Here is a 15,559-nt window from a genome sequence, read left to right on the forward strand (position 1 = left end):
TTTTGTGTGGTAACTCTATTCTACACGAGGCCGTTATGGGTTTTTTTTGTGTTTTCAGCTAGGTGTTGCACTTAATATTACAATTCGTCTTATAAAAGAAGTCATCAAAAAGTCTGACTATATTTTTTTTTGAAATTCGCTTTACAACCTCAAATAATCGGAGTAATATCCATCTCATCAACGAACACTAACATGTTAATGCTTCGATCTCAAAGTACGCCGAGTTCATGATTGAAGCGGGGGACCCAACCGTCACGACACGTGACACGGGGTGAATCTTCTCAGAACAGAGAAGTAGGGCGAAATCCTAGGTATGCCCGAATCCGACAGCTAACCTCGCAGGCGTTTTTAGGAGGGAACGACTCTTATTCAGTGATGCCAATTTTTTAGGACGATGCTGGGGCCGTTACTGCCTCACATCGTCTTTTTGCCGTGTTTAATTGTAAAAATATTGAATAATATGGAGGTAATTTCAAAATGGGTGAACTGTGGAGTGTATTGTTACTCATCTTCTTTTTCGGAAGTTCGTATCTGATGATTGATTGGATTGAACGGGTCCAGTGGCGGGCAGGTGACCGCAAATGACATGGTTTTTACTGGCTACCGGTTGTCTCGTCTTTTTGTATCTTGGTTATTGTCTGATGTATCCAGAAAAATTCTAATCGCATAGGAGAAACAAATCATGTGGACTCAATTTTTTATCCAATTTTGGATTTTGCTCGTCATCTCACTCGGGGCAGCCGTCTTGCTCGGACGTTACATCGGAACCTACTTTGCACCTGTCGAGGACCGGAAAATGGACTCGTTCGGCAAAATCGAACGGCGGTTTTTGCTTGTTCTCGGTGTTGATGAACGAAAACAAGACCAGTCGTGGGTCGGTTATTCGAAAAGTCTGTTGCTCGTCAACTTGTTATTTTTTGTCGGAGGGTACTTGCTACTGCGTTTCCAGGGAAGCTTACCCCTGAATCCGAACGGAGCTGTCAATCTGGATTGGTCGACCGCCCTGCATACGACGATCAGCTTCATGACGAATACGGACCAGCAACATTATTCGGGTGAAGCGTTATCGTATCTGTCACAGACGTTTGTCCTCGGAACGATGTTGTTCGTCGCACCGACGATGGCATTCACCGTTTGTATGGCAGTCATTCGCGGACTCGCGAACAAGCCGCTCGGTAATTTTTATGCCGACTTCATTCGTTTCATCGTCCGGATTCTGTTGCCGATTTCGTTTTTGTTTGGACTGGTGATGATTCTGTTTGGTGTGCCGCAGACGTTCGGCGGTGCTGTCAGCGTCACGACGCTTGAAGGAGCAAAGCAACTGATTTACCGTGGACCGGTCGCTGCGTTTGAAGTTATCAAACAGCTCGGGAATAACGGTGGTGGTTTCTTCGGTGTCAACGGAGCGCATCCGTTTGAGAACCCGAACCAATACGTCAACTTCATCCAGATGTTCTTGATGCTGCTGATTCCGATGTCGCTTCCGATTGCTTACGGAAAAATTATCGGTTCGGCCAAACAGGGCCGCCTGTTCCTCGGCGTGATGACGATCTTGTTTGTCATGATGACGTTCGGCATGGCCGGCAGTCTTTTCGCAAATCCGACCGCACATGGTCAGGAGCTTCGGTTCGGACAGATTGGGACAGCATTGTACAGTTCGATTACGACGGCCGCCGAAACCGGTGCGGTCAATGCGATGCATGATTCGCTCCATCCGCTTGCCGGATTGATTCAACTTGGGAACATGATGCTGAACGTCGTTTACGGCGGAACGGGTGCCGGTTTCTTGAATGTCCTGTTGTATGCGTTCGTTGCTGTTTTCTTGACGGGGCTGTTGATTGGTCGGACACCAACTTTCCTCGGCAAGAAACTGGAGACATTTGAAGTCAAACTGATGGCCATCACCTTGCTCGTCCCACCGTTCCTCATTCTCGTCGGGACAGCGGTCTCGATGTACGTCGCACCAGGAGTCGCTGGGATTTCGAATCCCGGGTATCACGGTCTGTCGCAGGTCTTATACGAATTTACATCCGCGACGGCCAACAACGGCTCTGGTTTTGAAGGGCTCGGCGATGCCAACGTGTATTGGAATGCCTCGACGTCGTTTGCTTTATTCTTCGGTCGCTACATTCCGCTGATTCTGATGCTGGCGATTGCCGGATCACTCAAGGCAAAACCGGCCGTTCCACAAGATGAATTTTCGTTTAAAACAGATACCCCACTTTTCGGCACAGTTTTCCTCGGTACGGTCGTACTCGTCGGTGCGCTGACATTCTTGCCAGTGCTCGTACTTGGACCGGTCGCGGATTGGCTGACGATGTGAACAGGAGCTAATGAGAAATGATGGAACAAGTAAAATACCAACCAACTGAGCAGGAACCGCACATTCCTGAAAGAGAATCCAAATCTGCCGTCAATCCATCGATTGCGAAACAAGCGACACGCGATGCCTTTAAAAAGTTAAATCCGGTGCATATGGTGAAGCAACCGATCATGTTCGTCGTCTGGATCGGTTGCCTGATGGCAATCGGGTATACGGTTTTCATCGATGAGATGCGTGGCTTCAATCTGGCGGTCAGCATCATCCTGTTCTTGACGGTGCTGTTTGCGAATTTTGCAGAGTCGATTGCGGAAGGACGCGGGAAAGCACAGGCGGATTCGCTGAAGGCATCAAAAGCCGATGTCATGGCGCGCAAACGGGTTGGTCAGATGATTGAGAAAGTCTCGTCCACGACATTGCGCAAAGGGGACATCGTCTTCGTTCGGACCGGTGAATACGTGCCGGGGGACGGGGAAATCATCAAAGGGCTGGCATCGATTGATGAATCCGCCATTACCGGCGAGTCCGCACCGGTCATTAAAGAAGCCGGCGGCGATTTCTCGTCCGTCATCGGTGGAACACTCGTCGTCAGTGACGAAATCGAAGTCCGGATCACAAGCAATCCCGGGGAATCGTTCCTCGATCAGATGATTGCCTTGGTCGAAGGGGCGAGTCGTCAAAAAACGCCGAACGAGTTGGCGTTGTCGACGTTGCTGACGAGTTTGACACTCATTTTTTTACTGGTCGTCATGACCTTACCCGTCTTCACGAACTATCTGGGATTTGAATTGTCCGGTCCGATCTTAATTGCCTTGCTCGTCTGTTTGATTCCGACGACGATCGGCGGATTATTATCCGCAATCGGGATTGCCGGGATGGACCGGGTGACCCGCTTCAACGTCATCGCGATGAGCGGGAAAGCCGTTGAAGCAGCAGGGGACATTCAAACGATCATTCTTGATAAGACCGGGACGATCACGTTCGGGAACCGGATGGCATCCGACATCACACCGGTCGGCGATGTGACGCCAGAAGCGGCGTTTGAAGGCGCGATCCTCTCGTCGCTCGCAGACGAAACGCCGGAAGGACGTTCGGTCCTCGAACTGGCAGGACTGCGAAACATGCCGGTTGATCAGGGTAAGTTACAAGGAGCGGAAATCATTCCGTTCCGGGCTGAAACCCGGATGTCGGGACTCGATTTAACAGATGGGCGCCGCGTGCGTAAAGGAGCGGGGCAAGCGATTCAACAATGGGTTACGGAACAAGGTGGTGTGATTCCGGATAACCTTCAAACGACGGTCGATCAGATTGCCCGTCTCGGCGGGACACCGCTCGTCGTCGCCATCGATCAGACGATCTTAGGTGTCATCTATTTGAAAGATACCGTGAAACCGGGGATGCGGGAACGATTCGACCGTCTGCGTGAGATGGGCATCAAAACAGTCATGTGTACCGGTGATAATCCGTTGACGGCAGCGACGATTGCCCGGGAAGCCGGTGTCGATGACTTCGTCGCCGAATGCACACCGGAAGACAAAATCCGTGTCATCAAACAGGAGCAGGCGGCAGGACATTTGGTCGCAATGACCGGAGACGGTACGAATGACGCACCGGCACTGGCGCAAGCGGACGTTGGTCTTGCGATGAACAGCGGGACGCAAGCGGCGAAAGAAGCGGCGAACATGATTGATCTCGATTCCAATCCGACAAAAATCATCGAGGTCGTCGAAATCGGCAAGCAGTTGCTGATGACGCGTGGCGCCTTGACGACGTTTTCGATTGCCAATGATGTCGCGAAGTATTTTGCGATCATCCCGGCGATGTTCATGGTCGCGATTCCGGAGATGGAATTGCTCAATATCATGCGACTCGATTCACCGACGACCGCAATCCTCTCGGCCTTGATCTTTAACGCCATCATCATCCCGATGCTGATTCCGCTCGCGATGAAGGGTGTTTCCTATAAGCCAATGACAGCGGATCAGCTGCTCGGACGGAACTTATTGATCTACGGTCTTGGTGGGGTCATCGTACCGTTCATCGGCATTAAAATCATCGATGTCTTGCTCGCAAGCATCCTATAAGGAGAAAAAGGACAATGAAACAAGCCATACGTGTGACGGTCTTCATCGCAGCGTTATGCGGGATCGTCTTTCCCGCGTTACTGACCCTGTTTGGTCAGTTGCTCGTACCCGATAAAGCAGCAGGTTCACTCTTGCAACAAAACGGAAAATTCATTGGATCGGAATTGATCGCCCAACCCTTCACGTCGAAGCAGTATTTCCATGGACGTCCATCGGCAGTCGATCAATTAGCGGGAGCATCTGCTGGGGATAACCTAGCAGCATCCAACCCGGAGCTCACTACGAAGATCAACGAGCAACAGGAACAGTCCAAAGAGGACGGACGTTCGCTTCCGGACGATGCCCGCGTGACATCCGGCTCTGGCTTCGATCCGCACATCTCGCTCGACTATGCACGGGCACAAGTGAATCGTATTGCAACCGAACGGGATCTCTCGCGTGACGAAGTCCGGCGGTTGATTGATCAAGAAGCAGGAAATGATGCGTACGTAAATGTGCTATTGCTGAATCTGGCGCTTGATCGGAGTCAGTCATGACACGAGGAAAGCTGAAGCTGTATATCGGCTCAGCTCCTGGTGTCGGAAAGACGTATAAAATGCTCGCCGACGCCCGAATGATCATCGAGGAAGGGCGGGATGTCGTTCTCGGATTGATTGAAACACACGGTCGACGTGAAACAGCCGCGATGATCGGCTCCTTGGAGCAGGTCCCGTTGTTGGAAGTGTTGTACAAGGACAAGGTGTTTCTCGAAGTGAACGTCGACGCCATCATCGCCCGGCAACCGGATATCGTCCTGATTGACGAATTGGCGCATACGAATGCGCCGGGATCCATCCGCAAAAAACGGTATCAAGATGTTTCGGCGCTGCTTGATGCCGGCATCAATGTCTATTCAGCCGTCAACATCCAACATTTCGAGAGTCTGCTGTTTAAAGTCAAGGAAGTGACGGGGGTCGAGGTCCGGGAACGGATTCCGGACCCGTTCCTTGGTGAAGCGGACGAAATTTTACTGGTCGATGTCACACCACAGACGTTGCGCGAACGGCTCGAACAGGGGAAAATCTACAGAAAAGAAAAAATTGAACAAAGCTTGAACTCGTTTTTTTCACTGCAAAACTTGGCGAGTCTGCGTGAACTGTCGCTCCGGCAAGTCGCGGACGAGGTCGACGATCAAGTTTATCAGACGCGGTTGTTGATCGAAAAAGATCCGAAGCTGTTACAGGAACGAATTCTTGTCTGTGTTCAGTTAAACGGAAATGCCCGGAAATTGATCTACCGGGGATTTCGGATGGCGAGTCGCCTAAAAGCAGACCTGTATATCCTGACGATTCTACCAGGACCAGAGAATAAGCTGTCGGCAGGGCAAGCAGAAGTCCTCGCTATGTTACGTGAGAGCGGGTCCTTATTCGACGCCGAAGTGTTGATCCGCATTCAAGGAGAACGCTCCATCGCGACGATCATCACGGCGGTCGCGAAGCATCACCGCATCACCCAAATCGTACTCGGTCAATCCGCCCGGACCCGCTGGCAGGAAATCCGGCGCGGCTCGATCGTCAATCAGATCATGCGGCAAAACCGGGGCATCGATCTGCAAATCGTCGCCGATGATCAAGTCTGACAGGATGTCTCTTCCGCGTAAATGCAGGAGATGTCTTCCGTCAGACGGGGACGATGGAAGTACAAAAAAACATCGAGGCAACGAATCGATTGATTCAATGCCTCGATGTTTTTGTTGTGTTTAACGGGCGAAGACCGGAATATCAAAGACAGCCGTGTAGCTCTCCATCTGTTGATACAGGTTATAGATCTGAGTCGTTTGTTTGACGGCCCAGCCCATATCCGTCGCGTACTGATGAACACCAGGACGCATCGGACTCCAACGCATTTTGTAGAGGGTGTTTTGATCATATTGATTATGCACATATTTCGTACTGATGAATTCAGCACCACCGATGATTGCCGCTTCCGGTGTGAACCAGCCTTGTTTGTATGCATATTCCGCTCCTGTGTTGATAGCATCAGAATCATATGCGCCGATGCCGTACATGTTATAAACGGTCCGTCCATTCCAGATGACGCCGGTTGCTAATTTCGAAGAACCGTTGCCTGTCTCAAGCAAAGCGTGTGAAATCAAGTACGCTTCGTTCAGCGAATATTTGGCGCCTGCATCGATGAAGGCTTGTCCACAACTGCCGGTTGAACACTTCCCGAAGATGCCTTTTGTCGCAAGGATCTTGTTGAGTGTCGCGGCTGTAGCGCCCGTTGATTTTGATAAATCAAGGAATTGATAGTACGCCGATGACTGGCGATCCACTTTCAGCGGATCTGCCGCGTTACGGACATCTGCTTCCAACGCATTTAACCAATAAATCGTCGAATAGCGTGTAGTCGATGTATAGATACGCGGATATGTCGTGTAGAATCCGCTGACGTTTTGATACACCTTGATCATCGCTTGCGGTTTGAATTGACCGTAAACATGACTTGCTGTCGTTGCGCCGGACCGGATGTTGAGTGGTGTTGTCGCTATGACTGTTGCAAGTGTTCCATTGACGGCATTAGGTGCTCCGCCTAGTCGGACATAACTCGAGCTGACGTACATCAACTTCGAAGAATATAGATCCGTTTGCGGCGGTGGATTTAGTTTCAATTGTGCACTGATGAAACTATCAAACGTAAAAGGCGTCGCCACTGAATTGTAGATATTTAATTTGGACGATGTCATGACGAGTGTCCCACTGTACGCATACAGCTTCTTCCCTTCGTAGGAAACTTCATACCAGTTACCGATTTTCCCTGTTACCGGCAAGACGGTGTTGAGTGAAACGGAAGCAACCGGCTGATACGCATCTCCGACATAGGACCGGAGTAAAGTCTTTCCTGTTGCCCGAACAAACGAATTTTTAATCGGTTTATAACCAATTGGTGAAGTTGGTTGACCCAGTTTGACGTAGCCTTTTTTTCCATTAACAGTGACTTGATGCCATTGACTATTTGTAGGCGTGACAATCAATGTTTTTGTTGTATAGACATTTCCTTTGTTTAAAGTGGCGATTGTACTTGCGGAATCTTTCGCATCACTTTTTACAGCGATGGATGCATCAAGCAAGAAACGTACTTCTGGGATCGTCTTTGTTTCGGTAAACTCATTTAATGTCGAAGCAGCAGCATAACCACTTTTTCCGGCATACGTGATTTTTAACCAGTTGCCGACTTGTCCAGTTACCGTAATGACAGTCCCGCTAGGAATTGTCGTGACGGCACCGTAAGACGGACCGGCGTATGAACGGAGTAGGGTCGCAGCCGACGTTTTATACTTCGTCGCTGATACTGCTTTGTAGGAAATTGGTGTCCCCTGATTGATGCGGACATAACCGGTTTTTCCGTTGATCTTCATCTGATGCCACTGCTCAGAACGACCGTTCGTGACAAGTTGTGTCGTATAGTAGATGTCACTGGCTGTTAGCTTTGTCAACGTATCAGCTGTTGAGTAATGATTTTTTTTCACATCGATTGATCTGGATAGTACGAATTGTGAAGGATGGAGCGTTTTCTTCGTGACTAGTTCCATCAATGTTGCAGCAGACACATAACCTGTTTTACCGCTTGACGATACTTTGTACCAGTCTTGGATTTTTCCAATGACCTGTACGTTTGTCCCCCCCGTGATTGTTGCTGTCGTCGCATACGAGTTACCTGCATATGTACGCAGTGTTGTAGTAGAAATTGTCTTCATCGCGATATTTTCCGGTGTATAGGAAACCGGTGTACCCTGATCAATCGGGATGTATCCCGTTTGACCGTCTTTCGTCACCCGGTGCCATTTTGATGAACCATTCGTGACGAGTTGATTCGTTTGATAGATATCGTTCGTTTTGAACGTCGTGACGGTTGTTGCCGTCGCTTTTGGAGCGGCTTTCATCGCTACGTCGGTTTTAAGCTTGAAGTTTGTTGTTGGGATTGATTTTGTCGTTACATGATTGGTAAAAGTGGCGTCTGACGTATAACCAGATTTTCCATTGTATGATACTTGATACCAGTTTCCAATTTGACCTTGGATCTTGATGACGGTATTACTTGGAATCATTTGTACGACTCCGTAAGAAGGACCAGCATACGAGTGAAGTGCTGTAGTGGTCGTTGTTTTTAACAAAAGATCGCGGGCGGGTTGATACTTGATGGCCTTTCCTTGATTGACTTTAACATAACCGACCTTGCCATCTTTTGAGATTTTGTGCCATTGTTCGCCGATTGGATTCGTTACGAGTGACGTCGTGTAGTAGACATTACCGGTTTGTAAGCTAGCAATCGTCGTACTCGATGACAGCGGAGACGATTTGATTGCGACAGCATTTGATAACAAGAAGCGTGATGGGTCTAATTTTACGGTCGCTGTGTATTCTGTCAAGGAAGCAGTTAAGGCGTAACCTGTTTTCCCATTGTACGTGACACGATGATACAGACCAGACCGTGCCGTTGATTTGACGATCGTTCCGCTTGGGATCGTGACGAGCGAACGTTTTGTTCCATCCGTCGCATCGTACAAAGCGAGAGTGGTTTTTGTCTTGAAGGCCGTTTCCAGAATCGTCGTGACGTCTTTTTTAGATGAACTGACGAAGGCTGCTTTATGAATATAGCCAGATTTGCCTGCATAGGTAACGTTATACCAGTCACCGATTCGTCCAGCCGTTTGCAAGGCTGTTCCCGTCGGTATGACGAGCTGGCGTTTATACCCTGTGCCGGCATATTGACGTAGGATATAGCTATCCGTTGTCTTTAACGTTGTCTTTGGTAAATTCGTATAGCTGATCGGCTTTTCATTCAGGGAACGGACGTAACCAGTCTTTTCGTCATATTTGACACGGTACCAGACTTCTCCAATTGAATTCGTGACTTTTTGTGAAGTGTAGTACGCATCCTGTTCATTTAATGTCACGGTGACAGGAGCAGTTGTTGACGCAGCCGTGTGAAGCGGCGTCTTTTTTGAAACGAGGAACCGTTGTCCTTTAATCGTTTCTTTTTTGTCGTATGCTGTTAGATATTTTGACTCGACATATCCCGTTTTTCCGTTGTATGAAATTCTTCTGAAAGAAGCGGATTCATACGTGGATGAAACGATAGTTCCGGTCTTGATCGTCAACAGGCGTTTCCGTGAAGATGTCGTCTTGTCGTACAGATAAGTATCGGCAGACAGACGATAGGTCGTTGCTTTTGTCGTTGCGGCCTCGGATGAGGGGCTGTAAGAAACAAATACACCGAGGACCAGGATGAAGCTGACCAGCATCTTCAAGGTTTTCGTGAATAGTGTCGTGTTCAAAGATCGTATCCTCCTAGTTAGAATTCGTCCGAAGACGTATCGGGCTCTAGGATGTCAATTCTAAGGTGTGAAATTAATTTGCCTATTCTTACTATCGACAATAAAACATTTATCTACAGTATATTTAGGATTTTTTTGAAAAAAGGGGTTTTGTTTTTTAAAGAACCCTCCTGTTTTAGAAAACAGAAGGGTGTAGGATCAGGAATTAAGCTCTTGAAGCAGTGATTCGAGGTGTGTTGTCGGACGGTCACATTGAAAATCATGACAGAGATAAGCGGTTGGAGCTGAATCGATTGGTTCATAGTCCGCGAGAAAAGGTGCGATGGACAGCAAGTCCGTCTTTTTGCCGACGAGCAGCGATAATTCCGGTATGCGTTGTACCAGGAGTTGCGATAAAAAAGGTTCGACTGCTTCCTGGGTGTCGGTCAGGATGATCAGCTCTTTTGGCTGCATTAAGGTGCGGACGTAGGCACTCATCAGACTGGCGAATCCGGTCGGCTGTGCTTTGACTTCGAGCGCAACGGATGCAAAAATCTGATGGGCCGCGTCCCGATAACTCGTCCGACCGGTCAGTTGGGACAGACGCAACAGATTCGAGACTGCTGTACTGTTTCCAGCGGGTGTGACGCCGTCGTACAGATCCTTTGGTCGAACCAATAAGGTTTCATCATTAACAGACGTAAAGAAGAAGCTGCTGTTGGAGTCTCCAAAATCACGGAGCATCCGTTCCGTCAGACAGAGGGCAGCATGGAGGTATTGACTTTTTTGTGTCGTATGATGCAGTTCCAGATAAGCTTCCGTCAAGAAGCTGTAGTCATCGAGAAATCCATTTCCTTGCACGTGACCTTCACGGTAACGGACTCGAACCGTATCGCCATCGATCAGACGGGTCTCGAGGAACGCTAAGGCACGTTCCGCGACTGACGTGTAATGTGGATTGGCAAAAACCCGTCCGGCCTTGGCATAAGCGGAAATCATCAGAGCGTTCCAAGACGTCAAGACTTTATCGTCCCGAAACGGACGTGTCCGCGCGCTGCGGATTCGAAGTAACGTCTGTCGTTCCCGTTCGAGTTGGCGCACGACGTCGCGAACAGGCATGTCTTGTTCAGCGGCGAACGCCTGCAGAGAGTGGTCGGTCCGCCGGAAAATATTCCGCCCCTCAAAGTTACCGCCAGGAGTAGCCTGGTAATACAGCGGGAACAAGGCCTCTTCCCCAAGGAACGTGGTCAGTTCCTCAGCGGTGAAGGTATAGAACAGTCCTTCCCGTCCCTCACTGTCCGCGTCTTCCGCCGAATAGAATCCTCCTTCCGGCGATAACAAATCCCGTTCGATATACGTAAACACTTCTTCCGCATACTGTTTGAACCGTTCGCGCCCGGAAGCTTGGAACGTTTCGATGCAAGCCGTCGCAAACAAGGCGTTATCATACAACATCTTTTCAAAATGTGGCGTTTCCCAACGGGCGTCGACGGTGTACCGGTAAAGACCAAAGCCGACTTGATCGGTGATTCCGCCGTCGCGCATCGCCGTTAACGTCCGCATGACCATCTGTAAGGCGGTCTCGTCTTCTGCAAAGCGATGATAATCAAGCAAAAAAGTCAGCAGGGAAGGAGAAGGGAACTTTGGTGCTTCACCAAATCCGCCGTTTTTGACGTCAAATTGCCGCATCGCCTGGTCAAAGGTGTCGTGAACGAGTGACTCGTCAAGTTGACCCGAGGTGTCACCATGAAGGACGTTTGATAGGGCCTGATTGATTTCAGTGCCGACCCGTTCAATTTTTTCGGGATCCGTCCGGTAATGTTCACTCAGTTGCAGCACGACCTGCCGGAAACTGGGAAGATTAAATTGCGGCGTTTTTGGAAAATAGGTCCCGATGTAAAACGGGGTTTGGTCAGGCGACATAAAGACGCTGAGCGGCCATCCCCCTTGACCGTTCATCAGTTGGGCTGCCGTCATATAAATTTGATCAATGTCCGGACGTTCTTCCCGGTCGACTTTGATGGAGATGAAACGGTCGTTGAGCAGACGGGCGGTCTCTTCATCCTCAAAGCTTTCGTGCGCCAAGACGTGGCACCAATGACACGTCGAATAGCCGATCGACAGGAAAATCGGTTTATTGGTCGCCCGGGCCGTGGCGAATGCTTCTTCCCCCCATGGATACCAGTCGACATGATTCTCGGCATGTTGCAATAAATAAGGACTCTTTTCATGGATCAATCGATTCGTAGCCATCTCTTTTGACCTCGTTTCTTCTATAGTAATGTCATCTCCCTAACGATACCGATTTTGAAAGGGGGAATCAACGGTTCGTTCAGTCCTTTAAAATAGGAAGATGAAAAAAAAATTGACTTTATAAAATAAAATGTGTTATATTAAATTTTGTCATGAATCGGGGATGATCACTCATGTGAGAATCTTTCACTTAAATACACAATTTAATAATCAGGTCAGGATTTTTAGACCTTACTGACAAATGAGTCAGACATAAGTCATCGCTTTTATTTTGTCCTTCTTCTGTTCAACTAGAAGAAGTTGACCCAGCAAGATAAACCTTCCATTCGATACTTTTCAGCTCATTCCGAGCGAAATTCTAAAAATCCCAGTAAATACGCAACCCAACGCGTAACTTGATTCTTGCTAAAACGCTTGATTCAGCTGGCGCGGCCAAGGAGCCGTAACAACGAAAGAGAGGTAGGGCTTTCGTCGTTTCAGGTGTTTTGATCACCTGTATCCTCGATTCTCATGACACCTAAAAACACACACGCTGAAAAGGCGTTTTTTTTATGCCCTTTTTTAAGCAATTGTCTGTCTTTCGTGTTTCTTCGTAACGTAAAGACGAATGATTAATTTTTGTAAGCGTTAACAATTAATTCTTTTACGAATATTAAGGTCTTTTTTTACACAAAATATACACTATCCGTAAATATATCTGATAATATGAAGAAGTGTCAGAAAATTCATAGGGGGTAACATCATGAAGAACGTCAGTACGTTTGGGAAGTGGGCATTGGTCGGCGCATTAACTGCAGGAATTCTTCCGCAAGCAGGCATTACGGTCGGGGCAGAAGGCGAAGGCGTCATCTTGTCTGAGTACATAGAAGGATCGAGCAACAATAAAGCGATTGAGATTTATAATGGTTCGGGGCAAATCATTAATTTAGCCGATTATACACTTGTCCAATATACGAACGGTGGACCTTCGGAAGCGAAAATCACATTGTCCGGCACGATTGAACCGGGAAAAACGTTGGTGATCGCCAATTCAAGCGCGAACGCAGACATCAAGGGAAAAGCGCAACAAACAACCGGTTCACTGAACTTCAACGGAAATGATCCCGTTGCCCTGAAAAAAGGGGAAGAAGTCCTTGATATCATCGGACCCGTCGGATCGAGCACGGACTTTGCGAAAGATACGACACTTGTTCGAAAGACAAATGTCACAGCAGGATCAAAAACATATGAACCGTCGCAATGGACAAGTTTCCCGGTCGATACGTTGACGGATCTCGGGACACATGTTGCTGAAGTAGGAGACATCTTGGTCGCACCAACAGCATCACCCGTCGGAGAAGTCAAACGCGGCGATCAAGTCACACTGACGGGCGAGGGAACGATCCACTTTACAGTCGACGGCTCGACACCGACAGCAGAAAGCCCTGTTTATTCTGGACCGATTACAATCAATGACGAAGTCACGATCCAAGCGGTTGTGGTTAAAGACGGTAAAACATCTGCCGTATCGACGTTCAAATATTACATCGCACCACCCATCACGAAAATCAGCAGCATTCAAGGGGTAGCCCACACGTCACCATACGCGGATCAACTCGTCCGGACGACCGGTGTCGTCACGTATATCGTTGATGCGAATAACTTCTACATGCAGGATCCAAATCCGGATAACAACAGTAAAACGTCTGAAGGAATTTTAGTGTATGCGAAGAACCACGGCGCAGCCGTCGGACAGACCGTTGCAACGACAGGATACGTCAAGGAATGGTTGCTTGGCGGATACAGCGACAAGTTTGATACGGATCTCGCGGTGACGGAAATCAGTACCGTCAATCTTGTGAAGGGCGCATTGAACTCAGGATTGCCGGCAAGTATCGTTCTCGGGGAAAACGGTGTCTTGATTCCGACGAAAGTCATCGACAACGATTCATTTGCTGAATTTGATCCGGCTGAAGATGCGATTGATCTATACGAAAGTGTGGAGGGGATGCGTGTCGCACTTCCGAATGCCATCGTTACGGGACCACAGGCCAACCGGACGATTCCAGTTCGTACGCAAACAGCAGATAAAATCTATACGAAACGCGGTACACCAATTCTGACAGAAGATAACGCCAATCCGGAGCGACTGTTCGTTGAAATGGGCAGCAGCTCGTACCGTGCGAAATCAGGGGACCGTTTCGAAGGAACAATCGAAGGGGTCATGAGCTATAACTATTCGGCGTATAAAGTACTCGCGAAAGCAGCGGATCTGCCGAAGCTGATTACGAGTGAAGTCGATCGTCAACCGACGAACATTGAAACGGGCGATTCGCGTCTGACAGTTGCTTCATACAACGTGGAAAACTTTGCTTCGACGGCAGATGCCGGAAAAGTCGATCGTGTATCGGAAGGTATCGCGACATTCCTGAAAACACCAGATATCGTCGGTTTGACAGAAATGCAGGATAACGATGGTGCGACAGACAGCGGTACGGTCGATGCATCGAAATCGTTTGAGACATTGATTGCCGCAATCGAAGCGAAAACAGGTGTCCGCTATGCGTATACGGATATCGCACCGGAAGATAAAAAAGACGGTGGACAACCGGGCGGAAACATCCGTGTCGGCTTCCTCTACAATCCGGCGCGTGTCTCACTTGCACCAGGCGTAAAAGGAACAGCGACACAAGCCGTTGCCGTCGAAAACGGTAAGCTGACGAACAACCCGGGTCGGATTCAGCCGAACGATCCAAACTTCGACAGCTCACGTAAACCACTCGTCGGAGAATTCATCTTCAAAGGCGAATCGTATCATGTCATCGTCAACCACTTTAACTCTAAAGGCGGCGATGGAGCAGACTTTGGTAAAAATCAGCCGGTCGTTCGTAAGAGTGAAGTACAGCGTCATGCGATTGCCGGAATCGTCCAAAACTTCGTTAATGAACTGGAAACAGAAGTCAAAGATTCAAATGTCGTCGTACTCGGTGACTTGAATGACTTCCAGTTCTCGAAAACACTGGATATCTTAAAAGGCGACAACCTTTGGAATACAGTGGATGATCTTCCGAAATCGGAACGTTATTCTTACGTCTATAACGGAAACGCACAGGTTCTCGACCATGTTCTGATTTCAAAAAACCTGAAGCCGTATACGTCTTCTGATATCGTCAACATCAACTCGGATTATATGGAAGCAGACGGTAGCGCGAGTGACCACGATCCAGCCATCATTTCGATTCAAGGGATGGAAAGTGCTGTCGCCGTTAACGGAAAAGCGGAAATCGGAAAATGGCGTGCCGTTCAAAAAGGGAACCATATCTTCATCGAACGTAAACTAGCCGGGAAATGGGACAAAGCGAGCGAAACACATGCCGATCAACAAGGTGATTTACTTGAACTCCGTGTTTCTCAAGGACGTCCGTATATCCAGGTAAAAACGAAAAAAGGCAAAACGATTTGGCTTGAACTGTCGAATGGTTACAAATTAAAAGAAACAACGAAATACTAAGCGGTTGTATTAAAAAAAGCGGACTTAATTTGGGCTAACCTAAAATTTTGAGACAATATAAAACACCTTCGGAGTGGTACACTTTTAAAAAGTACTAATATCGGAGGTGTTTTTGC

Annotated in this window: 7 protein-coding genes and 1 riboswitch; of the genes, 5 read left to right on the forward strand and 2 right to left on the reverse strand. The window is 48.4% G+C overall.

Annotated elements, in window-relative coordinates:
- Positions 1 to 207 precede the first annotated feature (207 nt).
- Positions 208 to 360: riboswitch (cyclic di-AMP (ydaO/yuaA leader) on the forward strand.
- A 322-nt stretch (positions 361 to 682) separates the two neighbouring features.
- The 4 genes from kdpA to KNQ07_RS15615 are packed head-to-tail and all read left to right on the forward strand — an operon-like array spanning position 683 to position 6,022.
- Positions 683 to 2,323: a potassium-transporting ATPase subunit KdpA gene (kdpA, locus tag KNQ07_RS15600; RefSeq protein ID WP_214767882.1), complete on the forward strand. Its 1,641-nt coding sequence runs from the start codon at positions 683 to 685 to the stop codon at positions 2,321 to 2,323.
- Positions 2,324 to 2,340: 17 nt separating this feature from the next.
- Positions 2,341 to 4,404: a potassium-transporting ATPase subunit KdpB gene (kdpB, locus tag KNQ07_RS15605; protein ID WP_214767885.1), complete on the forward strand. Its 2,064-nt coding sequence runs from the start codon at positions 2,341 to 2,343 to the stop codon at positions 4,402 to 4,404.
- 14 nt (positions 4,405 to 4,418) lie between these two features.
- Positions 4,419 to 4,940 carry a potassium-transporting ATPase subunit C gene (locus KNQ07_RS15610; RefSeq protein ID WP_214767888.1) on the forward strand — a complete coding sequence of 174 codons (522 nt, stop codon included), beginning with the start codon at positions 4,419 to 4,421 and terminating at the stop codon, positions 4,938 to 4,940.
- The gene (locus KNQ07_RS15615; RefSeq protein WP_214767891.1) at positions 4,937 to 6,022 is read left to right on the forward strand and encodes a universal stress protein; all 1,086 of its coding nucleotides are present in this window, start codon (positions 4,937 to 4,939) and stop codon (positions 6,020 to 6,022) included. The genes KNQ07_RS15610 and KNQ07_RS15615 overlap by 4 nt, the downstream gene beginning before the upstream one ends.
- 120 nt (positions 6,023 to 6,142) lie before the next feature.
- Here the strand turns inward: KNQ07_RS15615 and KNQ07_RS15620 are convergent, their stop codons facing one another.
- Entirely contained in the window at positions 6,143 to 9,721 is a 3,579-nt protein-coding gene (locus tag KNQ07_RS15620) for an SH3 domain-containing protein (RefSeq protein WP_214767894.1), read from the reverse strand.
- 198 nt (positions 9,722 to 9,919) lie between these two features.
- Entirely contained in the window at positions 9,920 to 11,953 is a 2,034-nt protein-coding gene (locus tag KNQ07_RS15625) for a thioredoxin domain-containing protein (RefSeq protein WP_214767896.1), read from the reverse strand.
- Positions 11,954 to 12,695: 742 nt separating this feature from the next.
- Here KNQ07_RS15625 and KNQ07_RS15630 point away from each other — a divergent pair.
- Positions 12,696 to 15,443, forward strand: coding sequence for a chitobiase/beta-hexosaminidase C-terminal domain-containing protein (locus KNQ07_RS15630; protein ID WP_214767898.1), 2,748 nt, complete (start codon positions 12,696 to 12,698; stop codon positions 15,441 to 15,443).
- The last annotated feature ends 116 nt before the right edge of the window (positions 15,444 to 15,559 follow it).

Origin of the sequence: Exiguobacterium sp. s145 (assembly GCF_018618835.1) — a bacterium.
Classification (GTDB): Bacteria; Bacillota; Bacilli; order Exiguobacteriales; family Exiguobacteriaceae; genus Exiguobacterium_A; species Exiguobacterium_A artemiae.